Annotated in this window: 23 protein-coding genes; 20 read left to right on the top strand and 3 right to left on the bottom strand. The window is 63.9% G+C overall.

From position 1 onward, the window contains the following. Positions 1–175: 175 nt before the first annotated feature. On the top strand, positions 176–610 hold the full coding sequence (trxC, locus tag QMK50_RS16060; protein WP_095167175.1) for a thioredoxin TrxC: 435 nt from the start codon (positions 176–178) through the stop codon (positions 608–610). 128 nt (positions 611–738) lie between these two features. Here trxC and QMK50_RS16055 read toward each other — a convergent pair whose 3' ends face one another. Continuing rightward, complete coding sequence (locus tag QMK50_RS16055) at positions 739–1,509, bottom strand: ParA family protein (protein ID WP_095167177.1); 771 nt, start codon at positions 1,507–1,509, stop codon at positions 739–741. 355 nt (positions 1,510–1,864) lie between these two features. On the opposite strand from QMK50_RS16055, the gene QMK50_RS16050 reads away from it, so the two are divergent. The 19 genes from QMK50_RS16050 to QMK50_RS15960 are packed head-to-tail and all read left to right on the top strand — an operon-like array spanning position 1,865 to position 19,207. Continuing rightward, positions 1,865–2,584, top strand: coding sequence for a beta-ketoacyl synthase chain length factor (locus QMK50_RS16050; RefSeq protein WP_320333481.1), 720 nt, complete (start codon positions 1,865–1,867; stop codon positions 2,582–2,584). Further along, positions 2,560–3,369, top strand: a complete 810-nt coding sequence (locus QMK50_RS16045; protein ID WP_320333480.1) for a lysophospholipid acyltransferase family protein — start codon at positions 2,560–2,562, stop codon at positions 3,367–3,369. Before QMK50_RS16050 ends, QMK50_RS16045 begins: the two co-directional genes overlap by 25 nt. After that, positions 3,350–3,610 (top strand): phosphopantetheine-binding protein, encoded by a 261-nt coding sequence (locus QMK50_RS16040; protein WP_095167183.1) that lies wholly within the window; start codon positions 3,350–3,352, stop codon positions 3,608–3,610. Before QMK50_RS16045 ends, QMK50_RS16040 begins: the two co-directional genes overlap by 20 nt. Before the next feature lie 9 nt (positions 3,611–3,619). Beyond that, a complete protein-coding gene (locus tag QMK50_RS16035; protein WP_095167185.1) occupies positions 3,620–3,874 on the top strand; it encodes an acyl carrier protein in 255 nt (84 codons plus the stop codon). After that, a complete protein-coding gene (locus QMK50_RS16030) occupies positions 3,871–4,416 on the top strand; it encodes a hypothetical protein (protein ID WP_320333479.1) in 546 nt (181 codons plus the stop codon). The genes QMK50_RS16035 and QMK50_RS16030 overlap by 4 nt, the downstream gene beginning before the upstream one ends. Continuing rightward, the gene (locus QMK50_RS16025) at positions 4,413–6,095 is read left to right on the top strand and encodes an AMP-binding protein (RefSeq protein ID WP_320333478.1); all 1,683 of its coding nucleotides are present in this window, start codon (positions 4,413–4,415) and stop codon (positions 6,093–6,095) included. Before QMK50_RS16030 ends, QMK50_RS16025 begins: the two co-directional genes overlap by 4 nt. Continuing rightward, positions 6,088–6,822, top strand: a complete 735-nt coding sequence (locus tag QMK50_RS16020) for a glycosyltransferase family 2 protein (protein WP_320333477.1) — start codon at positions 6,088–6,090, stop codon at positions 6,820–6,822. Before QMK50_RS16025 ends, QMK50_RS16020 begins: the two co-directional genes overlap by 8 nt. Beyond that, entirely contained in the window at positions 6,819–7,766 is a 948-nt protein-coding gene (locus QMK50_RS16015) for a glycosyl transferase (protein ID WP_159993312.1), read from the top strand. The genes QMK50_RS16020 and QMK50_RS16015 overlap by 4 nt, the downstream gene beginning before the upstream one ends. Continuing rightward, positions 7,747–9,291, top strand: a complete 1,545-nt coding sequence (locus tag QMK50_RS16010) for an aromatic amino acid ammonia-lyase (protein ID WP_320333476.1) — start codon at positions 7,747–7,749, stop codon at positions 9,289–9,291. The genes QMK50_RS16015 and QMK50_RS16010 overlap by 20 nt, the downstream gene beginning before the upstream one ends. Beyond that, a complete protein-coding gene (locus QMK50_RS16005) occupies positions 9,284–9,709 on the top strand; it encodes an acyl-CoA thioesterase (RefSeq protein WP_320333475.1) in 426 nt (141 codons plus the stop codon). The genes QMK50_RS16010 and QMK50_RS16005 overlap by 8 nt, the downstream gene beginning before the upstream one ends. After that, positions 9,709–10,395, top strand: a complete 687-nt coding sequence (locus tag QMK50_RS16000; RefSeq protein WP_320334523.1) for an outer membrane lipoprotein carrier protein LolA — start codon at positions 9,709–9,711, stop codon at positions 10,393–10,395. The genes QMK50_RS16005 and QMK50_RS16000 overlap by 1 nt, the downstream gene beginning before the upstream one ends. Beyond that, the gene (locus tag QMK50_RS15995) at positions 10,379–12,721 is read left to right on the top strand and encodes an MMPL family transporter (protein WP_320333474.1); all 2,343 of its coding nucleotides are present in this window, start codon (positions 10,379–10,381) and stop codon (positions 12,719–12,721) included. The genes QMK50_RS16000 and QMK50_RS15995 overlap by 17 nt, the downstream gene beginning before the upstream one ends. Next, complete coding sequence (locus tag QMK50_RS15990) at positions 12,715–13,875, top strand: sodium:proton antiporter (RefSeq protein WP_320333473.1); 1,161 nt, start codon at positions 12,715–12,717, stop codon at positions 13,873–13,875. Before QMK50_RS15995 ends, QMK50_RS15990 begins: the two co-directional genes overlap by 7 nt. Further along, entirely contained in the window at positions 13,862–15,109 is a 1,248-nt protein-coding gene (locus QMK50_RS15985; RefSeq protein ID WP_320333472.1) for an NAD(P)/FAD-dependent oxidoreductase, read from the top strand. Before QMK50_RS15990 ends, QMK50_RS15985 begins: the two co-directional genes overlap by 14 nt. Further along, entirely contained in the window at positions 15,106–15,606 is a 501-nt protein-coding gene (locus tag QMK50_RS15980) for a hypothetical protein (RefSeq protein WP_159993302.1), read from the top strand. The genes QMK50_RS15985 and QMK50_RS15980 overlap by 4 nt, the downstream gene beginning before the upstream one ends. Further along, positions 15,603–16,799 (top strand): beta-ketoacyl-[acyl-carrier-protein] synthase family protein, encoded by a 1,197-nt coding sequence (locus QMK50_RS15975; protein ID WP_320333471.1) that lies wholly within the window; start codon positions 15,603–15,605, stop codon positions 16,797–16,799. The genes QMK50_RS15980 and QMK50_RS15975 overlap by 4 nt, the downstream gene beginning before the upstream one ends. Next, entirely contained in the window at positions 16,796–17,260 is a 465-nt protein-coding gene (locus tag QMK50_RS15970) for a hotdog family protein (protein WP_320333470.1), read from the top strand. The genes QMK50_RS15975 and QMK50_RS15970 overlap by 4 nt, the downstream gene beginning before the upstream one ends. Further along, complete coding sequence (fabG, locus tag QMK50_RS15965) at positions 17,253–17,981, top strand: 3-oxoacyl-ACP reductase FabG (protein WP_095167209.1); 729 nt, start codon at positions 17,253–17,255, stop codon at positions 17,979–17,981. The genes QMK50_RS15970 and fabG overlap by 8 nt, the downstream gene beginning before the upstream one ends. Next, positions 17,981–19,207 (top strand): beta-ketoacyl-ACP synthase, encoded by a 1,227-nt coding sequence (locus tag QMK50_RS15960; RefSeq protein WP_320333469.1) that lies wholly within the window; start codon positions 17,981–17,983, stop codon positions 19,205–19,207. Before fabG ends, QMK50_RS15960 begins: the two co-directional genes overlap by 1 nt. 207 nt (positions 19,208–19,414) lie before the next feature. Here QMK50_RS15960 and QMK50_RS15955 read toward each other — a convergent pair whose 3' ends face one another. Both QMK50_RS15955 and QMK50_RS15950 read right to left on the bottom strand, forming a co-directional pair. Beyond that, positions 19,415–19,798 (bottom strand): type II toxin-antitoxin system PemK/MazF family toxin, encoded by a 384-nt coding sequence (locus tag QMK50_RS15955; RefSeq protein ID WP_320333468.1) that lies wholly within the window; start codon positions 19,796–19,798, stop codon positions 19,415–19,417. Positions 19,799–19,895: 97 nt separating this feature from the next. Further along, complete coding sequence (locus QMK50_RS15950; protein ID WP_320333467.1) at positions 19,896–20,798, bottom strand: LysR family transcriptional regulator; 903 nt, start codon at positions 20,796–20,798, stop codon at positions 19,896–19,898. Between the last annotated feature and the right edge of the window lie 109 nt (positions 20,799–20,907).

Raw genomic sequence — 20,907 nt, 5'->3', positions numbered from 1 at the left:
GCCGCACGCAAAGCGTCAGGCTAACAGCCTGATATTGAGCGGGAAGTCAGCTCATACGCCAATGCATGTAGGGTTTATCTTTATCTGAAGAAGGTAATGCCCTACAAACTGCCTTCTTGATAAACCAGATTCCGCCACCAGATCTTCTTCATAGATTGCCTTCCGAGAACTAATCATGACGTCCCCAAGCCTCATTCCCTGCCCTGCTTGCAACGGCCTCAACCGCATCCCTGCCGAGCGCCTCGACGACCATCCAAAATGCGGGCGCTGCAAGGCCGAAGTCCTGCTGAGCAAGCCGTTTGAATTGAAGCAAGGCGACTACGCCAGCCAGATCAAGGGCGATCTGCCGCTGCTGGTAGACGTCTGGGCGGACTGGTGCGGGCCGTGCAAGTCGTTTGCACCGGTGTTCGAGCAGGCGGCCGGACAACTGGCGGGCAAGTGCCGGCTGGCCAAGCTGGACAGCGAAGCAAACCAGCAGTTGTCGGCGCAGCTGGGGATTCGCTCGATTCCGAGCCTGATCCTGTTCAAGAACGGCCGGGAAATCGCCCGGCAGAGCGGGGCGTTCCCGTTACCGCAGTTGATGGCCTGGCTGCGCAGCCAAGGCATCTGAAACAACACAGACCCTGTGGGAGCGAGCCTGCTCGCGATAGCGGACTGACATTCAATAAAGATGTCGCCTGATACACCGCTTTCGCGAGCAGGCTCGCTCCCACAGTGGTTCTGTGTTGACAGCTAGAGTCAGGCGTTTTCCAGCAGATTGTGCAGCTCAACGAATTGCTGGGTCAGCTTGTGCCGTGGATCAAGGTGGATCAGCGGCGTATTGGCCTGGTGCGACTCACGCATGCGCACCGAACTGCCCAGGTACACCGGCAACACGGGCAGGCCTTCGGCAATCAGCTCATCGAGCATCTGCTGCGGCAGGCTGGCCCGCGCCTGGAATTGGTTGACCACGATGCCTTCGACCTCCAGGCCTTCGTTGTGGTCTTCCTTCAATTCTTCGATCTCCGCCAGCAGGCCGTACAGCGCCTGACGGGAAAAACTGTCGCAATCAAAGGGAATCAACACCCGATCGGCGGCGATCAACGCTGAAACCGCATAAAAGTTCAGGGCTGGCGGGGTGTCGAGGTAGATCCTGTCGTAGTCTTCGGCCAGTTCGTCGAGCAATTTGCGCAGCTTGTTGATCTTGTGCTTCGCCTCAAGCTTAGGCTGCAGGTCGGCCAGTTCAGCCGTGGCGGTGATCACGTGCAGGTTGTCGAACGGGGTTTCATAGATATCCACCCGGTTCTTCTTCGAGAACGGCCCGGACGACAGGGTCTGCTTGAAGAAGTCGGCAATCCCCATCGGAATGTCATTGCCGGTCAGGCCGGTGAGGTATTGAGTGGAATTGGCCTGGGCATCGAGATCCACCAGCAGGGTGCGATAGCCCTCGCTGGCGCTGACCGCCGCCAGATTGCAGGCGATACTGGATTTGCCCACGCCACCTTTCTGATTGAACACCACGCGCCGCATTGCAAAACCTCCGTGTATCAAAGAATGACCGAGTGTAGTAGGCCTCGATGCCGCTTAGCTACCTTGGCGGCAAACAGACTACAGAGTCAGCTGCAATCTCTTCGAGTTAACCAGCGCGATCTTCCAATGACTGAAGAAGTGGCTGGCAGATTTCCCCGGCGAAAACCACAGAACTGCCCCGCCGCCGGTTACTTGAGAACGCTCACCATCTACTGAACAAAATGTAACCAGCATTTGCTACAAGCCAACAGCACCGGGATAATGCGCGACACTCGGCCGCCGTGCCACGCCAGGTCAGTCGCCAATCGAAACGACTTACCGCGTCAAGGAAGCCCGCAGGGGCGGGAAGAATTCAGTGATCACATTCAGCATCGCCCAATGGCGCGCCTGGGCCCCTGGGCTCGTAAGCGTGGACGACTGGCAAGCCTGGAGCCGCCAACCGGTGGTACTCCCGGCCAGCGATGAGGCTCCCGACGTATCCTTTCTTCCAGCCATGCAGCGCCGCCGCCTGAGCCGCCTGGCCCGCATGGCCTTCAGCGTCGGCTGGCCGCTGGCCGAAGGTCGCGAGCAACTGCCATTGGTGTTCGTGTCCCGTCATGGTGAAACCCCGCGCACCTTCGAGATCCTCAGCGACCTGGCGACCGAGCAGCCGCTGTCGCCTACCCAGTTCAGCCTGTCAGTGCACAATGCGATCATCGGACTGTGGTCGATCATGCGCGGGGAAACCAGCGAAATGACCGCCCTGGCCGCCGCCGGTGACGGCCTCGAACATGGCGTGCTGGAAGCCGCGGCCCTGCTCGATGAAGGTGCACCGGCAGTGCTGCTGGTGGTGACCGAAGATCAGCCCCCCAAGGCCTACTCACCGTGGATCGACGACGTGCCGTTTCCCTACGCCGTCGGCTTGCTGCTGACCCCCGGTAAAGACTGGCAGCTGTCCCTGAACAGCGCAGCGGATCCGTTGTCCAAAGCCCACTGGCCCCACGCGCTGAATCTGTTACCTGTGCTCCTCGGCCAGGAGACTTCTTGCCAACATGCCTGGAAAAATCGTGTATGGACCTGGCAACGCAATCCGTGACCGAAAAAACCCGCGACGCCTACTACTGGCGCCTGCTGGCGACGGCTGCCAGCTTTGCCCTGTTCGGGTTGGGTGGGCTGTGCCTGCGGCTGGTGGTTTTTCCGGTACTCGGTTGCTTGCCCGCAGATGCCCCGACCCACAGGCGGCGGGCACGCGCGACGGTCAGCCGGCTGTTCTGGCTGTTTGTGCGGTTCATGACCCGTACCGGCGTGCTGACCTACGACATCCAGGGCGCAGAACGCCTCGGCCGTCCGGGACAGATGATCATGGCCAATCACCCGTCGCTGATCGACGTGGTGTTTCTGATCGGCCTGGTGCGCCACGCCAATTGCGTGGTCAAGCAAAGCCTTTGGGAGAACCCCTTTACCCGCAGTCCGCTACGCTGCACTGAATACATCAGCAACGACGGCAGCATGGACATGCTCGATGCCGCCGCCGACGCGCTCAGGAGCGGGCAAACCCTGATTATCTTCCCGGAAGGCACACGCACCCAGCCCGGCCAGCCACCGGCCTTCCATCGTGGAGGGGCGGCTATTGCCCTGCGGGGTGCGAGCATCCTTACCCCGGTGATAATCAAGGTCAGCCCGACCACCCTGACCAAAGCCGAACCCTGGTACCGGATCCCCAAGCGCCGCGTGCACTTCAGTTTCCGCGTGGGGGCCGATATAGACCCACAAGCCTTCGCCGCGATGGGGCCTGCGCCGCAGGCCTCGCGCAAGCTCAACGACTACTTGCATCATTACTATATTAAGGAGCTCGCCGAAGATGAGCGAACTGCACCGTGAGATAAAACTGCTGATCATCGATTCCCTGGGCCTGGAGGATATCGGTGTCGATGACATTGGCGATGAGCAGACGCTCTTCGGCGAAGGCCTGGGCCTGGACTCCGTGGATGCCCTGGAGCTGGGCCTGGCGATCCAGAAAAAGTACGGCATCAAGATCGATGCCGACGCCAAGGACACCCGCAACCACTTCATCAATGTGGCGAGCCTTGCGGCGTTCGTCACGGCAAAACAGGCAGCTTGAGACCGGACCATGCAAACTCGTGACGATATTTTCAACACCTTGCGCGATGCCCTGGTCGAACTCTTTGAACTGGATCCGGCGCGCGTGAGTCTTGAATCCCACTTGTACCAGGACCTGGAGATCGACAGCATCGATGCCGTCGACCTGATCGACCACATCAAGCGCCAGACCGGCAAGAAAATCGCCGCCGAAGAGTTCAAGTCGGTGCGCACTGTCAGCGATGTGGTCGAGGCGGTCTATCGTCTGGTTCAACCGGCAGCATGAGCCCAGTGATCGGCCTTGGCCTGTTGCTCACGGGCCTGTTGTACCCCTTTGCGGTGTATTACGGCATGGCGCACTTCGCCCCGTGGCAATTCGCCCTGCTGCTGGGCAGCCTGTGGCTGGCCAGGGCCGTGACGGGCAAACGACGCCCTGGCGACGTGCTGATGGCCGGCGCAGTGCTGCTGTTTTGCCTGATGCTGGCGTTGCTCGACAGCCCGGGCCTGCTGCGTTGGTACCCGGTGCTGATCAGCGGCCTGTTGCTGGGGCTGTTCGGCGCGAGCCTGAAGTACGGCCCGCCGATGGTCGAGCGCCTGGCGCGCCTGCGCGAGCCGCAGTTGCCGCAAAAAGCCATCCGCTATACCCGCAATGTGACGATTGCCTGGTGCCTGTTTTTCCTGTGCAACGGCCTGTGTGCTGCTGCCCTGACCCTGTGGGCACCGCTGAGTTGGTGGGCGCTGTACACCGGGCTGATTTCCTACGTTTTGATCGGTCTGATGTTTGCCATCGAGTGGCTCATACGACAACGGGTACGAGGCCACCCATGAACTGGATAAAACTTGAGCACCTGTTGCTCAAGACTCAAACACAGCGGGCCGTGACCAGCGGCCCTGCGCTCGACCACGCACGCCTGTGCGAGCAGGCGCTGAGCCTGGCTGCCGGCCTGCAGGCCCGCGGCGTGCAGCGTATTGCCGTGCACCTGGAAGACGCCGCCGACCTGGCCATCGCCCTGCTCGGCGCCTGGCGCGCCGGGGTCAGCGTACTGCTGCCTGCCGACCTGCAAGCCCAGACCCGTCAACGCTGGAGCAGTGAAGTCGAGCTGTGGCTGAGCAACCAGCCGGGTGATGCCTGCCTCGACGATTTGCGTGACCCGCCACTGGCGCCCGCCACCCTGGATCTCGATCGCTGCCAATTGAGCCTGTGCACCTCCGGCTCCAGCGGTGAACCCAAGCGCATCGACAAGTCCTTGCGCCAACTGGCCAACGAAGTCGAGGCCCTCGAGCAGCTGTGGGGCGCCGACCTGGGCGACGCCTGCCTGATTGGCAGCGTCGCCACGCAACATATCTACGGCCTGTTGTTCCGCGTCCTGTGGCCGTTGTGTGCCGGGCGCCCGTTCGTGCGCAAACAACTGGCGTTTCCCGAAGACCTGCAGCGCGCCAGTCGCGAACATCCGGCCTTTGCCTGGGTCGCCAGCCCGGCCCTGCTCAAGCGCATGGGCGACAACCTCGACTGGCCGGCCCTGAGTGCGGTACGCCGGGTGTTTTCTTCCGGTGGCGCGCTGCCGGGCGAAGCCGCGCAAAGCCTGCATAACCGGCTGCAGCAATGGCCAACGGAAATCCTCGGCAGCTCGGAAACCGGTGGCATTGCCTGGCGTCAGGGGCATGAGCCCTGGCAGCCCTTTGCCGGCGTCCAGCTGCGCCAGGACAGCGACGGCGCCTTGCTGATCGCCTCGCCCTACCTGCCGCCCGGTCATGTCGAACACAGTGCCGATGCCGCCCGCATCGACGCGCACGGGCGCTTCGAACTGCTGGGGCGCCTGGACCGGATCGTCAAACTGGAAGAAAAACGCATTTCCCTGCCCATGCTCGAGCAAGCCCTGGTGACCCACGACTGGGTCGCCGAAGCCCGCCTGGGCGTGGTCCAGGAAAACCGTGCCTCGCTCGGCGCAGTGCTGGTCCTCAGCGAAACGGGCCTGCATGCCTTGCGCAATATTGGTCGGCGCAACCTGACCCAGGTCCTGCGTGAACACCTCAACCAGCATTGCGAAACCCTGGCACTGCCCCGCCGCTGGCGCTTGCTGCGACAACTGCCGATGAATGCCCAGGGCAAACTCCCGCAGAAAACCATCGATGCCCTGCTCCTGGCGCCGCGCCCCAAGACCCCCGAGGTGCTGGAGCAGAGTGAAGACGAAGGTCAGTGGAGCCTGCAACTGGCCGTGCCCCCGGACCTGGCCTACTTCAGCGGTCACTTCCCTCTCGCACCGGTGTTGCCGGGCGTGGTGCAGGTGGACTGGGCCTTGAAGCTGGGCCTGCAGTTGATGAACCTGCCGCAAAAGTTTGCCGGTATGGAAGTGCTCAAGTTCCAGCAACTGGTGCGCCCGGGCGATGAAATCCAGCTGCACCTGCGCTTTGACGCAACACGCGGCAAGCTGTACTTCACCTACCGCAATGCCACCGCCACCTGCTCCAGTGGGCGGATCCTGCTCGAGAGCGCAATTGATGCATAACCCTTGCGCGGTGATCCCGGTCTACAACCACGAAACCGCCATTACCCGGGTGGTCGAGGCCATGCTGGCCGCCGATTTGCCGTGCATCCTGGTGGACGATGCCAGCAGCCCGGCCTGCGCCGCGGTACTGGATGCCCTCGGCCAACGGCCCAAGGTGTTTGTGTTGCGCCTGGGCGTCAACCAGGGCAAGGGTGGCGCGGTGATGCACGGCCTGCGCGAAGCCGCGCGCCTGGGCTTCAGCCATGCCCTGCAGGTGGACGCCGACGGCCAGCATGACCTGCAGGATGCCACGCGGTTTATCGCCTGCTCCAAAGCCCACCCCGAGGCGCTGGTCTGCGGTTACCCACTGTACGACGCCAGCGTGCCCAAAGGCCGCCTGTACGCGCGCTACCTGACGCACGTGATGGTCTGGATCAACACCCTGTCGTTGCAGATCCGCGACTCCATGTGTGGTTATCGGGTTTATCCGCTGCCACCGACCCTGTCCCTGATCGACTCGGCCAACATCGGCCGGCGCATGGACTTCGACTCCGACATCCTGGTGCGCCTGGCCTGGCGCAACCAGCCCATGCTGTGGCTGCAAACCCGGGTGCACTACCCACTGGACGGCGTTTCGCACTTTCGCCTGTTCTACGACAACGTGCTGATTACGCGCATGCACACGCGGCTGTTCTTCGGCATGCTGCTGCGCTCGCCCGCGCTGCTCTGGCGGCGGTGGCGCCGATGAGTGGCAACGCCGATAACAAGCACTGGGCCGACCGCGAGGAGCGCGGCAGCTTCTGGTTGATGAAATTCACCGCCGGCGCTGCCAAGCTGCTGGGCCGACGCGCATTGAGCCCGCTGCTGTACGGCATCGTCCTGTACTTTTTCCTGTTTGGCCGTAATGCCCGCCAGAGCGCCTGGCAGTACCAGCAGCGCCTGGCCGACTGGAGCGCTCGCGACGACTTGCGCCCCAGCCATTGGCGGGTGTTTGGCCAGTTCATGGCCTTTGCCGACTCGATGCTCGACAAGCTCGACGTCTGGAACGGCAAGCTGAGCATCGAGCAGATCGAGATCATCGACCCGGCCCTGCTGCGCAATCAACTGCGCGGTGCCCGCGGGCAACTGCTGGTGGGCGCCCACCTGGGCAATCTCGAGGTGTGCCGCGCACTGGCGGAGATCGGCGAGCGGGTCACCATGAACGTGCTGGTGCACACCAAGCACGCCGAGCAGTTCAACCGCTTGCTGGGGGAAGCCGGGGCGACCAACCTGCGGCTGATCCAGGTCAGCGAGCTGGACCCGCTGACCATGCTGCAGCTGCACGAGCGCCTGGAGCGTGGCGAATGGTTGGCGATCGCCGGTGATCGGGTGCCCCTGCACGGCGGGCGCAGCGTGACCGTGGACTTCCTCGGCCATCCGGCGGCGTTCCCGCAAGGCCCGTGGTTGCTGGCCGGCTTGCTGAAATGCCCGGTCAATCTGCTGCTGTGCCTGAAGCAACCCGCGGGCCACTACCGACTGACCCTCGAACCCTTCGCCGAGGCGATACTGTGGAAACGCAGCGAGCGCGAGCAGGTCATTCATCAGTGGGCTTCCCGTTATGCCGAACGCCTGAGTCACTATTGCCTGCAAGCGCCCCAACAATGGTTCAACTTCTACCCTTTCTGGAAAGCCGATGACGACGCCCACGCTTGAGCCGGTAACCTTCGGCGAACTCCCCTTGCGCATCGAGGACGTGCTGGCCCTGGCTAACCGCCAGGCCCCTGCGCGGCTGCAAAGCGACAGCGCCTACCGCGAGCGCATCGCCAAGGGCGCGCGGTTTCTCGATTCGTTGCTGGACAAGGAAGGCGTGATTTATGGCGTGACCACCGGTTACGGCGATTCCTGCGTGGTGGCGGTTCCGCTGCACCACGTCGAGGCCCTGCCCCGTCACCTGTACACCTTTCACGGCTGTGGCCTGGGCCAGTTGCTTGATGCCCAGGCCACCCGCGCCGTACTCGCCGCACGCTTGCAGTCGCTGTGCCATGGCGTCTCCGGGGTTCGCGTGGAACTGCTGGAGCGCCTGCAGGCGTTCCTCGACCAGGACATCCTGCCGCTGATCCCCCAGGAAGGTTCAGTGGGCGCCAGCGGTGACCTGACGCCGCTGTCCTACGTGGCCGCAACCCTGTCTGGGGAGCGTGAGGTGCTGTGGTGCGGTGAGCGCCGCACCTCGGCCGAGGTCCACCGCGAGCTCGGCTGGGCACCGCTGGTACTGCGCCCCAAGGAAGCCCTGGCGCTGATGAACGGCACCGCCGTGATGACCGGCCTGGCCTGCCTGGCCTTCGCCCGCGCCGACTACCTGCTGCAACTGGCCACGCGCATTACCGCGATGAATGTGGTCGCCCTGCAAGGCAACCCGGAACACTTCGACGAGCGCCTGTTCGCCGCCAAGCCCCACCCAGGGCAGATGCAAGTCGCCGCCTGGCTGCGCAAGGACCTGGCGATCGATGCGCCCACCGCGCCCCTGCATCGCTTGCAAGACCGCTACTCGCTGCGCTGCGCACCCCATGTGCTGGGCGTACTGGCGGACAGCCTGAACTGGCTGCGCTCGTTCATCGAGATTGAACTCAACAGCGCCAACGACAATCCGATCATCGATGCCGAAGCCGAGCGCGTGCTGCACGGCGGGCACTTCTACGGTGGGCACATCGCCTTCGCCATGGACAGCCTGAAGAACCTGGTGGCCAACGTCGCCGACCTGCTCGACCGTCAGCTCGCCTTGCTGGTGGACGAACGCTACAACCATGGTTTGCCGAGCAACCTGTCAGGCGCCAGCGCCGAGCGGGCCATGCTCAACCACGGCTTCAAGGCGGTGCAGATCGGCACCAGCGCCTGGACCGCCGAAGCGTTGAAAAACACCATGCCGGCCAGCGTGTTCTCGCGTTCCACCGAATGCCACAACCAGGACAAGGTGAGCATGGGCACCATTGCCGCCCGCGACGCGATCCGCGTGCTGGAACTGACCGAGCAAGTCGCTGCCGCCACCTTGCTGGCCGCCCAGCAAGGGGTGTGGCTACGCGGCCAGGCAGCCGATGCCCGGCCCTTGCCGCCAGCATTGGCGGCCATGCACGCGGAGTTGGCCAAGGACTTTGCCCCGGTGATCGAAGACCGTGCCCTGGAAGGCGAGTTGCGCCTGTGCCTGCAACGAATCGGCGAACAACACTGGAGGCTGCATGCGTAGCAAGGGAGTGCTGCACCACGACACCGAGATCCTCGTGCCGTTCTTTGACGTCGACAGCATGCACGTGGTCTGGCATGGCCATTACGTGAAGTACCTGGAGATCGCCCGCTGCGCCCTGCTCGACAGCCTGGGCCACAACTACAAGGCCATGCAGGAATCTGGCTACGCCTGGCCGGTGATCGACCTGCAGTTGCGCTACGTGCGCGGCGCCGTGTTCGGCCAGCGGCTGAATGTGCGGGCCAGCCTGGTTGAGTGGGAAAACCGCCTGAAGATCAGCTACCTGATCAGCGACCTCGCCAGCGGCGAGCGCCTGACCCGTGCCTGCACGGTGCAGGTCGCCGTCGACCTGGCCAGCCGCGAGATGCAATTGGCCTCGCCGAAAGTGTTCACCGATGCCGTCACGAGAGCCCTCGAATGATGCACACCCCCCCTGTAGGAGCGAGCTCGCTCGCGAAAGTCGTCAACGATAACGCTGCACGCCTGGTATTGCGACGCGTCCTCAGGTTCTTCGCGAGCAAGCTCGTTCCTACCGGAATGGGGGTATTACTGAGCTTCAGCGCACAGGCATTCGACCTGCAACAGCTCAGCACTCAACTGGCCAAACCCACGGTAATCCACGGCCAGTTCATTCAGGAAAAACACCTGCGCGCCCTGCCCCAGCCGTTGACCAGCCAGGGCAGCTTCGTACTGGCCAAGGATCACGGCTTGCTCTGGTTGCTCAAGACTCCGCTGCAGCAGGACTACCGCATCACCGCCCAAGGCATCGCCCGGCGTGACGCCAACGGCTGGCAGATGCTGCCGGGCAAAAGTGCCGGTGCCGAGCAGAACCGTTTGTTCCTCGCGGTGCTGCAAGGTGACAGCAGCGGACTGCAGCGTGATTTCGAACTGGCGCTCAGTGGCGATGCACGGCGCTGGCACCTGACCCTGACCCCGCGTTCGCTGCTGCTCAAGCAGGTATTCCAGCAAATCAACATCGACGGCGGTGAACTGGTACAGCGCATCGAACTGCTCGAAACCCAGGGCGACAGCACCCTGCTGCGCATGCAGGACAGCACCGCCAATCAACCTCTCAGTGACGCGGAGCAACATGACTTTGCCCAGTGAACGCAGGCTGCCCTGGCTGTTCCTGGGCCTGCTGCTGGGCGTGCTCGCGCTCGGCGCCTGGCAATGGCGCGACGGTGCGCCCTTGTCGGCCAACCTCATGGAACTGGCGCCCGGCACCACTCCTGACGCGCTGGAACTGCGCGCCGAACAGCGCATGCAAGAACCGCTGAACCGGGAAATGCTGGTGCTGGTCGGCCATCAGCAGCGCAGTCAGGCCATCCAGATGGCGCAGACCCTCGGCGCTCAATGGCAGGCCAGCGGTCTGTTCGAAAAGGTCCAGTGGGATCTGCAAGCCGATCTGCCGGCCCTGCGCAGCCAACTGCTGTCAGGTCGCCTGGCCATGCTGTCGAAGACCGACCGGCAACAATTGCTGGAACAGCCGGACGCCTTTATCCAGCAACGCCTGCAAGCCCTGTTCGACCCCTTCAGCAGCTTTAGCCTGGTGCCCAGCCAGGACGACTGGCTGGGCCTGACCGGGCGTATCCAGAACAGCCAACCGCAGCGCGGCGTGGTGCAGCTGGACATCGGCAGCGGCGCATTGATTGCCGACGCCGACGGCAAGAGCTGGGTCCTGCTGCGGGCCCGCACCGCCGGCAATGCCTTCGACATGCAACTGCCGCTGCAAGTGGCCGGGCTGCTCGAACGCAGCCGCGAACAGGCCGCCAAGGCTGACGTGCAACTGCTCGCGGCCAGCGGCCTGCTGTATGCCGCTGCCGGTCAGCAGCAGGCGACCCGGGAGATGACCTGGGTCGGCGGCGGCGCCACCCTGGGGATCCTGCTCCTGCTGTTGCTGGCTTTCCGCCGCTGGCGGGTGCTGCTGGCGTTCGTCCCGGTGCTGGTGGGCATGTTGTTTGGCGCGGTGGCCTGTGTCGCGCTGTTTGGCCACATGCATGTGATGACCCTGGTCCTGGGTTCCAGCCTGATCGGGGTGGCGGTGGATTACCCACTGCATTACCTGTCCAAGAGCTGGAGCCTGAAACCCTGGCGCAGCTGGCCGGCCTTGCGCCTGACCTTGCCGGGGCTGACCCTGAGCCTGATCACCAGTTGCATTGGCTACCTGGCCCTGGCCTGGACACCGTTCCCGGCCCTGACCCAGATCGCCGTGTTCTCGGCCGCCGGACTGCTCGGCGCCTATCTGTCGGCGGTGTGCCTGCTGCCGGCGCTGCTCAAGGGCCTGGAGCTGAACCCGGCGCAGTGGCCGCTGCGGATCTGCGAAGGTTTGTTGAACCTGCGCGAAGCCCTGCTCAAACACCTGCGCACCCCCGTGTTGCTCGCGCTGCTGCTCGCCTTCTGTGTCGGTGGCCTGTTGCAATTGCACACGCGCAACGACATTCGCCAATGGGTCGGAGCGCCCGCGCAACTCACCGAAGAGGCGCGGACCATCGCGCAGATCACCGGCTTTCAGCCCACCAGTCAGTTTTTCCTGGTGCGGGCCGCCAACCAGGAGCAATTGCTCGAGCGCCAGAGCGCCTTGAGCGAACGCCTGGAGCAACTGGTCAACCTGGAAAAACTCCAGGGTTTCCTCGCGCTCGATCAACTGGTCAGTACCCCCAGCGTGCAGCAGCAGGTGCGCGAGGCGTTGGCCAAGCTGCCCCAGCACTGGCAGCCCTTGCTGGCCCTCGGCATCTCGAACGAGGCGCTGCAGGCAGAACTGGCGGCGTTGCAGGCGCTGCCGCTGCAGGATATCGATGCCGCGCTGCTGGGGCCGCTGGCTGAACCCTACCGCACCCTCTGGCTGGGCCCAAACGCCGAGGGTGTGGCGGCCATGGTCAGCCTGCAAGGCTTGAACGACCCAGCATTACTGCGGGTGCAGACCCAGGACTTGCCCGGCGTGGTGCTGGTGGATCGCCTCGGCGACCTGAACCAGGTATTCGCCGCCACGCAAATCAGCGCCGCCGAGTTGAAGCTCGCTTCCTGCGTGCTGATCGTGCTGGTGCTGATTCTGCCCTTTGGCCTGGGCGGTGCCCTGCGCATCGTCCTCCTGCCGTTGCTGGCCGCCTTGTGCAGCCTGGCCAGCCTGGGCTGGCTGGGGCAACCCTTGACCCTGTTCAGCCTGTTCGGCCTGCTGCTGGTAACGGCGATCAGCGTCGACTACGCGATCCTGATGCGCGAACAGGTGGGTGGCGCGGCGGTGAGCCTGCTCGGCACCCTGCTGGCGGCGCTGACCACCTGGCTGTCGTTCGGCCTGCTGGCGGTGTCCAGCACCCCGGCGGTGAACAACTTCGGCCTGGCAGTGAGCCTGGGGCTGGTGTTCAGCTTCATCCTCGCACCGTGGGCGGGAAGCCAGGCCCACACGGCGCCACGCCGGGAGCCGCAAGCATGCTGATTGCCCTGTTCTGGCTCCTGGCCCTGGCGCTGTTCGCCGCGGCCACCTACCTCGGCCGACACCTGGGCCTGATTCCGATCGTCAGCCAGTTGCTGCTGGCCACCTTTGGCCTGCCGTTGCTGATGTACTTCTGGATCGAGCCGGGCTGGCAGCTCACGGGTGCCGAACTGATTGGCCCCGGGTGGCTGAAAAACCTCTACAGCCTGGGTTTTGCCTTGCTGCTGGGGCATATCCTCAGCGACGTGATCGACCTGCGCCTGGACCGCCAGAGCCTGAAAATCGCCCTGCCGAGCTTTTGCCTGCCCTTCGCCTGCGGCCTGGCCACGGCCATCTGGCTGCTGCCAGCGCAACCCTGGATCAGTTCCCTGGCGGTCGGCCTGCTGTTCGCGATCACCGCGATCCCGGTGCTGTACCTGTACCTGCGCCACATCGGCTATCCCGCGGCTGCGACCCGACGCCTGGTGCAAACGGCAATCCTCATCGACTTGACCTGCTGGACCCTGTTCGCTGTGGCCCAGGGCAGCCTGCACCTGAGCAGCCTGTTGCTGCCGTTGGCCGGTGCGTGCACGCCGCTGCTCCTGCGCCTGCTCGGGCTGCGCCAGCCGCTGATCTACAGCGCCGGGTTTTTCCTGTTGCTGGTAGTGGCCGAGCACTACAAGCTCAACGCCCTGATTCTCGGCATCGGCTACCTGCTGTTGATGGCCACCATGAAAATCGCGCTGGTGCTGCCCCTGCCGGCGGTGTGGATGAACCGTGTGCAGACCTGGATCGCCATCCCGCTGATCCTGACCTTCGGCATTGTGCAGATCGACGTGCACAGCGCCCTCGACAGCCTGGGCTGGGGTAAATTGCTGGCCTTGCTGCTGTTGCCGATCGCCAGCAAATTGCTCGGCAACTGGCTGGGCCTGGGCTGGGCCGGACTATCCTTTGCAGGCGCCAGCCGCTGGCGCGAATCTGTGCTGCTGAATATTCGCGGGTTGAGCGAGATCGTCTTTCTCAACCTGCTGCTGCAACAACAGCTCATCAGTGGCGCGCTGTACTTCGCGCTGATGCTGATGGGTCTCGTCGCGACGCTACTGCCGGCCTTGCTCGGCATGCACCGCGCCCCCGGAAATAGCGCCGCTACGGCAAGGAGTCCACGTGCCAACCGTTGAAATAGAACAGCGTCAGGTAGTGATCATCGGCGCCGGCCCCTCGGGGGCGATTGCCGCCGCGCTGCTCAAGCGCAAGGGCCACGATGTGCTGGTCATCGAACGCCAGCATTTCCCGCGATTTTCCATCGGCGAGAGCCTGTTGTGTCACTGCCTGGACTTCGTCGAAGAAGCCGGCATGCTCGATGCGGTCAACGCCGCCGGGTTCCAGCTGAAGAACGGCGCCGCCTTCGCCTGGGGCGAGCACTACAGCGCCTTCGACTTTGGTGACACCTTCACCGCTGGCAAGCCGACCACCTTTCAGGTGCAGCGCGCCGACTTCGACAAGTTGCTGGCCGACCAGGCCGCCTTGCAAGGGGTGGAAATCCGCTACGGCGAGGCCATCGTCAGCGTCGATGTCGAGCGCCCGCAACCCCTCCTGCAGGTACTGCGCGAGGACGGCAGCCAGTACCCCGTGCAAGCCGCCTTCATTCTCGACGCCAGTGGCTACGGCCGCGTGCTGCCGCGCTTGCTCGACCTCGAAGTGGCGTCGAACTTTCCGCTGCGCCAGGCGGTGTTCACCCACGTGCAGGACCGGATCGACAGCCCGGCGTTCGAGCGCGAGAAAATCCTCATCACCACCCACCCGACCCAACGCGATATCTGGTTCTGGACCATCCCGTTCAGCAATGGCCGCTGCTCGGTGGGCGTGGTCGCGGCCGCCGAGCATTTCGCCGGGCGCAGCGCCGACCTGGATGCCTGCCTGCAAGGCTTCATCGCCGAAACCCCGAGCCTGGCCAAGGTTCTGCAAAACGCCGTGTGGGACACCGAGGCCCGGACCATCGGCGGCTACTCGGCCAACGTCAAGACCTTGCACGGGCCGGGGTTTGCCCTGCTGGGCAATGCCGCGGAGTTCCTCGACCCGGTGTTTTCCTCCGGCGTGACCATCGCCATGCGCTCGGCGAGCATGGCCGCCGCGGTCCTCGATCGCCAACTACAGGGGCACAGCGTCGATTGGCAACGCGAGTTCGCCGACCCCCTCAAACGCGGGGTCGACACCTTCCGCTGCTATGTCGAAGGCTGGTACAACGGCACCTTCCAGGATGTGATCTACCACCAGGGCGGCACCGTGGAGATCCGCCGCATGATCAGCGCGATCCTCGCCGGCTATGCCTGGGACGAACGCAATCCGTTTGTCAGCGAGGCCCGGCGCCGGCTGAAAATGATCTCGCAATTCTGTGCCCGGGATGCCACATGAGCCAGCGTGACCTTGTCGCTCGCCTGATGCTGCTGGGTGCTGCCTTGCTGCTGAGCGCATGCGCAGGCCAACCACCTCTGCCCGCGGGGCAACCGGCGTTGGCGCTGCCGCTGCAACTGCACGTGCAACAATCGCAGGACCAGCAACGCCAGGATTGGGTGCTGGTGATCCAGCGTGAAGAACCCGGGATTCGCTGGTCAATGATGGACTTGCTGGGTATCCCCCAGGCACGCCAGAAACTGGTCAACGGCCAGTGGCAGGCTGACGGCCTGCTGCCGCCCAACCCGCAAGCCCGGGAACTGTTCGCCGCGTTACTGTTTGCCCTGACGCCGCCAGACCAGTTGCAAGCCAACTACCCCAGCGCCTGGCAGCATGGCGCGCAACGTTCGCTGCCCACGCGCTGGGACGTACGTTATGCCCAGCCCCTGAACTTTCAGCTCAGCCTGCCCCAGGGCCCGACCTATCAGGTCACGCCACTTCGCGGGGACACCCCATGACGGCTTACCTCAACGCCCTCGGGCTGGTCTGCAGCCTCGGTCGCGGGCAGCAGGAAGTCGCGCGCAACCTGTTCGCCGGGGACGGCTCGGGGATGCGTGTCGAGTCGGGCTGGGTGCCACAGCGCGCCCTGCCGGTGGCGGCAGTCCAGGGCGAACTGGCAGCTATTCCCGCTCATCTGCGCCAGCACGCCAGTCGCAATAATCAGCTGTTGCTGGAAGCGGCGCTGCAGATCCGTGCCGACATCGACCAGGTCATCCAACGCTACGGAGCGCAGCGTATAGCAGTGGTGTTGGGCACCAGCACCTCAGGGATCGACGAAGCCAGCCAGGGCCTGGCCACCTATCTGCGGGACCGGCGATTCCCCGCAGACTATGACTATCGGCAACAGGAACTGGGCGCCCCGGCGGACTTCCTCGCCGACTGGCTGCAACTGCGCGGCCCGGCCTATGTGATTTCCACCGCCTGCACCTCCAGCGCCCGCGCCCTGCTGAGCGCCCAGCGCCTGCTCGACCAGGGCCTGTGCGACGCAGTGCTGTGCGGCGGCGTCGACAGCCTGTGCAAGCTGACGCTCAACGGTTTTTCGGCCCTGGAAGCGGTGTCCGAACAACGCTGCAATCCGTTCTCCGTGAACCGCAATGGCATCAACATCGGCGAGGCGGCGGTACTGTTCCTGATGACCCGCTGTGCCAATGAGCAACCGACGCTGGCCCTGCTCGGTGGCGGCGCCAGTTCCGATGCACACCATATTTCCGCCCCCGAGCCCTCCGGTCGCGGCGCGCGACAAGCGATGCACAAGGCCCTCGACCGTGCCGGCCTGCAGCCCGGGCAGATCAGCTACCTGAACCTGCACGGCACCGCGACCCAGCACAACGATGCGATGGAAAGCCAGGCCGTGGCCAGTCTGTTCCCGGCCGGCGTACCGTGCTCCTCGACCAAGCCCCTGACCGGCCACACCCTTGGCGCTGCCGGGGCCCTGGAAGCGGCGTTCTGCTGGTTGAGCCTGGGCGCGGACAACCCCGCCCACGTCCTGCCTCCTCACCTCTGGGACGGCCAGCCGGACCCAGGGCTGCCAGCGCTGCAATGGGTGACGCCGACCGATCGCCTGGCGTCCATTGGTCCGCGCTACCTGATGAGCAACTCCTTCGCCTTCGGTGGCAACAACGTCAGCCTGATTATCGGAGACGCACCATGATTGACTGGCCGCTCGCCGAACTGCTGCCCCACGCTGGCGACATGATCCTCATCGACCGGGTCCTGGGGTTCGACGAAGAACAGATTCACACCCAACTGACGGTCAAGCCCGACGGCCTGTTCAACCATCCGGACGGCAGCCTGCCGGCCTGGGTCGGCATCGAGCTGATGGCCCAGAGCGTCGCCGCCTTTGCCGGTTGCCATGCCCGGCGGCGCGGCAACCCCGTGGAACTGGGGTTCCTGCTCGGTACCCGCAAGTTCGAGTGCAACGTCGAGCAGTTCCCGGCTGGCACCGAGCTGACTATCCACGGGTTCCGCTCCCTGGAAGATGACAATGGCATGGGCGTGTTCGAATGCCATATCCACGGCACCGGCATTCACGCCAGTGCGCGCCTGAATGTGTTCCGCCCGCCCCAGGCGGCTCAATATCTCGATCAATCCAAGGAGTCCAGTGATGACTGAATTCGTACTGGTCACCGGCTCCAGCCGTGGCATCGGCCGCGCCATCGCCCTGCGCCTGGCGCAGGCCGGGCATGACATCGTGGTCCACTGCCGCAGCGGTCGCGCCGAGGCCGACGCGGTCCAGGCCGAGATCGAGGCCCTCGGCCGGCGCGCCCGGGTCCTGCAGTTCGACGTCGCCGACCGCGCCCGGTGCAAAACCGTGCTGGAGGCCGATGTCGAGGCCCATGGCGCCTACTACGGCGTGGTGCTCAACGCCGGACTGACCCGCGACGGTGCATTTCCCGCCCTGAGCGAAGAAGATTGGGACCAGGTCATGCGCACCAATCTCGACGGCTTCTACAACGTACTGCACCCGGTGATGATGCCGATGATCCGCCGCCGCGCCGCCGGCCGGATCGTCTGCATCACGTCGGTGTCGGGCTTGATCGGCAATCGCGGGCAGGTCAACTACAGTGCCTCCAAGGCCGGTCTGATCGGCGCGGCAAAAGCATTGGCGATCGAGCTGGGCAAGCGCAAAATCACCGTCAACTGCGTCGCACCCGGCCTGATCGACACAGCCATGCTCGATGACAACGTGCCGGTGGAAGAACTGATGAAAATGATCCCCGCACAACGCCTGGGCACCCCACAAGAAGTGGCTGGCGCGGTGAACTTCCTGATGTCGGCAGAAGCCTCGTACATCACCCGCCAGGTACTGGCCGTCAATGGAGGCCTGTGTTGATGAAGCGCGTCGTCGTCACCGGCATGGCCGGCATCACCTCCCTGGGTAACGACTGGGCAACCATCGCCGGCCACTTCAAGGCCAACCACAGCGGCATCCGGCGCATGCACGAGTGGGATCGGTTCACCGAGCTGAACACCCGGCTGGCCGGCCCCATCGATGACTTCAAGGTGCCGGCCCACTGGACCCGCAAACAGCTGCGCAGTATGGGCCGGGTGTCCCGCCTGGCAGTTGGCGCGGCCGAACGGGCCCTGGCCGACGCTGGCCTGCTAGGTGACGAGTCGATCAAGGACGGGCGCATGGGTGTGGCCTGCGGCTCATCCACCGGCAGCACCGACGAGATCAAGGCCTTCGGCAACATGCTGCTCAACTCGGTGGCCGAAGGGCTCAACGCCAACTCCTACGTGCGCATGATGCCGCACACCACGGCAGCCAATATCAGCATCTTTTTCGGCCTCACCGGGCGCCTGATCCCCACGTCCAGCGCTTGCACCAGCGGCAGCCAGGGCATCGGCTACGCCTATGAGGCGATCAAGTTCGGACGCTTGCCGTTGATGCTCGCCGGCGGCGCCGAAGAGCTGTGCCCGACCGAGGCCATGGTGTTCGATGCGCTCTACGCCACCAGCCTGAAAAACGATGCGCCGCAATCCAGCCCACGGCCCTACGACACTGCGCGCGACGGCCTGGTGATCGGTGAGGGTGGCGGCATGCTGGTGCTTGAAGAACTTGAGCACGCGCTGGCTCGTGGTGCGCATATCCACGCCGAAGTAGTCGGTTTCGGCAGCAACGCCGACGGTCAACACACCACCCGTCCAGAACAGAGCACCATGCGCCGGGCCATGGAGTTGGCGCTAGAGGACGCCGGCCGGGAGCCAGCAGCGATCGGCTACGTGAACGGCCACGGCACCGCCACCGAACAGGGTGACATCGCCGAAACCATAGCCACCAGCAGCCTGTTCGGCAACCGCATGCCCATCAGCTCGCAAAAGAGTTTCCTGGGCCACACCCTGGGCGCCTGCGGTGCCCTGGAGTCCTGGTTCAGCATTGAAATGCTCAACAGCGACGAATACGCCCACACCTTCAACCTCGACCACGTCGATCCCCAGTGCGGCGCGCTGGACTACCTGCGTGGCGAGTTCCGGCAGATGTGCAACCAGTACGTGATGAACAACAACTTTGCCTTTGGCGGGGTGAATACTTCGTTGATTTTCAAGCGCTGGGCGTAACACCAGAACGACAAAGGGCGCCTTTCGGCGCCCCTTCACAGACAGGTCGGCTTGTCATCACCCTTTACCTGCCTGGCTCTGCGATGGCTGGTTGACCAGGATCCTCAGAGTCTCACAAGCCCCTTGCGGGAACTTGTGCAGTATTGCCCGGAATGGCGTCTCGGACAATAGATGGCAACTCGCCTGCCTGCGCCAGATTCGACCGCATCACAAACCCAGCGCCCTACGCACCGCGACCTTGATGGCATCAAACTCATCTGTTTCAAGTTGTGAAATGCCGTACACGCGCTTTCCTTTGCGATCACGACTCTTGATTCGATCGAGCCTGGAGAGACTGACTGTCGCGACCATATCGCATTTTGCCCAACAAGTCGGGTTCGCTCCCTGCAAATGGCTGGACAGCTCCAGGTGGTGTTCAAGCACACAGTCTGGAGCGGTTGTACTGAGTGGAACAACTGTCACCAACAAGCGGTTGCTCCTGTGCTTTCGTATGACGACAACAGGTCTGACCTTGATCATTTCTGGGACTTCATAGCCCCTGAAGTCGCAAATCAGCACACTGCCTTCCTTGGGCTGATATTGAAGTGGCATCCGTGTCACCCGACTAAAGAAATCGATTCTGCGCAAGAATCGCGAAAACCACTAAGTTCAATCCATTACTTGAAATGTCCCGAGAGCGACACCTTGCTCACGACTTCACTGCGTCGACCTTGCGCGTCAGTAGCTCGACAAACGCCTTGGCCATCGGTGACTTCTGGTCCTTGCGCTGAACCAGCCACACCGCCGACATGGCCAGCGGATCGAGTAGCGGTCGGTAGACCACGCCGTCGATGCGCATCCGTTGGTAGGACGCCGGCAGTACCGAGACTCCCAGCCCCGCCGCCACCAGGCCAATGATGGTCATGGCCTCGCCGGCTTCCTGGGCAAAGTGCGGGCTGAAGCCAGCGTCGCGTGCCAGGCTCAGCAGTTGCGCGTAGAGGCCGCTGCCGTAGCTGCGCGGAAAGAACACGAACGGTTCATGGGCCAGCGCCGACAGAAACAGGCCCTCCTCACTGCCCACCGATAACGGGTCCTTGGCACTGAGTACCGCCACCAGCGGCTCGCGGGTCAGCTCGACCACCTCCAGCGAGTCCGGCAGCGGCAACGGCCGCATGATGCCGACCTGGATCGACTCGTCCACCAGTGCATCGGCGACCTGGGTGCTGCTCATTTCCCGCAGGTTCAGGTGCACGGCCGGGAAGCGCTGGCGAAAGGCAAAGATGGCTTGGGGGATGGTTGAGTTGAACGGCGCCGATGAGGTGAAGCCGATCTTCAACTCCCCCAGCTCGCCGAGTTGAGCGCGGCGCGCCACATCGGCGGCTTTGTCGACCTGGGCCAGTACCAGCCGCGCCTCTTCGAGGAATAGCCGGCCAGCTTCGCTGAGTTCGACCCGACGATTGGTACGCTCGAACAGACGCGCCCCGACCTCTTGTTCCAGCACCTGGATCTGCTGGCTCAGTGGCGGTTGGGAGATGCCCAACACCTGTGCCGCGCGGCCGAAATGCAGTTCTTCGGCGACGGCGATGAAGTAGCGCAGATGGCGCAATTCCATGAAAACTCCATTAGGTCGTAAAACCTCTTAAACAGGTCGAACAATATATTGGATAGAAACATTAGCCAGCTATATGCTTTTTTCATTGCCTGCCCGGCCGTGCACTCCC

It is taken from the genome of Pseudomonas sp. P5_152 (assembly GCF_033989915.1).
GTDB lineage: Bacteria > Pseudomonadota > Gammaproteobacteria > Pseudomonadales > Pseudomonadaceae > Aquipseudomonas.
This window is presented reverse-complemented; position numbering and strand designations above follow the sequence as displayed.

Excerpts from the sequence above, each read along its gene's own strand:
- trxC (WP_095167175.1), top strand. The coding sequence starts at position 176 with ATGACGTCCCCAAGCCTCATTCCCTGCCCTGCTTGCAACGGCCTCAAC.
- QMK50_RS16055 (WP_095167177.1), bottom strand. The coding sequence starts at position 1,509 with ATGCGGCGCGTGGTGTTCAATCAGAAAGGTGGCGTGGGCAAATCCAGT.
- QMK50_RS16045 (WP_320333480.1), top strand. The coding sequence starts at position 2,560 with ATGGACCTGGCAACGCAATCCGTGACCGAAAAAACCCGCGACGCCTAC.
- QMK50_RS16040 (WP_095167183.1), top strand. The coding sequence starts at position 3,350 with ATGAGCGAACTGCACCGTGAGATAAAACTGCTGATCATCGATTCCCTG.
- QMK50_RS16035 (WP_095167185.1), top strand. The coding sequence starts at position 3,620 with ATGCAAACTCGTGACGATATTTTCAACACCTTGCGCGATGCCCTGGTC.
- QMK50_RS16030 (WP_320333479.1), top strand. The coding sequence starts at position 3,871 with ATGAGCCCAGTGATCGGCCTTGGCCTGTTGCTCACGGGCCTGTTGTAC.
- QMK50_RS16025 (WP_320333478.1), top strand. The coding sequence starts at position 4,413 with ATGAACTGGATAAAACTTGAGCACCTGTTGCTCAAGACTCAAACACAG.
- QMK50_RS16020 (WP_320333477.1), top strand. The coding sequence starts at position 6,088 with ATGCATAACCCTTGCGCGGTGATCCCGGTCTACAACCACGAAACCGCC.
- QMK50_RS16015 (WP_159993312.1), top strand. The coding sequence starts at position 6,819 with ATGAGTGGCAACGCCGATAACAAGCACTGGGCCGACCGCGAGGAGCGC.
- QMK50_RS16010 (WP_320333476.1), top strand. The coding sequence starts at position 7,747 with ATGACGACGCCCACGCTTGAGCCGGTAACCTTCGGCGAACTCCCCTTG.
- QMK50_RS16005 (WP_320333475.1), top strand. The coding sequence starts at position 9,284 with ATGCGTAGCAAGGGAGTGCTGCACCACGACACCGAGATCCTCGTGCCG.
- QMK50_RS16000 (WP_320334523.1), top strand. The coding sequence starts at position 9,709 with ATGCACACCCCCCCTGTAGGAGCGAGCTCGCTCGCGAAAGTCGTCAAC.
- QMK50_RS15995 (WP_320333474.1), top strand. The coding sequence starts at position 10,379 with ATGACTTTGCCCAGTGAACGCAGGCTGCCCTGGCTGTTCCTGGGCCTG.
- QMK50_RS15990 (WP_320333473.1), top strand. The coding sequence starts at position 12,715 with ATGCTGATTGCCCTGTTCTGGCTCCTGGCCCTGGCGCTGTTCGCCGCG.
- QMK50_RS15980 (WP_159993302.1), top strand. The coding sequence starts at position 15,106 with ATGAGCCAGCGTGACCTTGTCGCTCGCCTGATGCTGCTGGGTGCTGCC.
- QMK50_RS15975 (WP_320333471.1), top strand. The coding sequence starts at position 15,603 with ATGACGGCTTACCTCAACGCCCTCGGGCTGGTCTGCAGCCTCGGTCGC.
- QMK50_RS15970 (WP_320333470.1), top strand. The coding sequence starts at position 16,796 with ATGATTGACTGGCCGCTCGCCGAACTGCTGCCCCACGCTGGCGACATG.
- fabG (WP_095167209.1), top strand. The coding sequence starts at position 17,253 with ATGACTGAATTCGTACTGGTCACCGGCTCCAGCCGTGGCATCGGCCGC.
- QMK50_RS15960 (WP_320333469.1), top strand. The coding sequence starts at position 17,981 with ATGAAGCGCGTCGTCGTCACCGGCATGGCCGGCATCACCTCCCTGGGT.
- QMK50_RS15955 (WP_320333468.1), bottom strand. The coding sequence starts at position 19,798 with ATGCCACTTCAATATCAGCCCAAGGAAGGCAGTGTGCTGATTTGCGAC.
- QMK50_RS15950 (WP_320333467.1), bottom strand. The coding sequence starts at position 20,798 with ATGGAATTGCGCCATCTGCGCTACTTCATCGCCGTCGCCGAAGAACTG.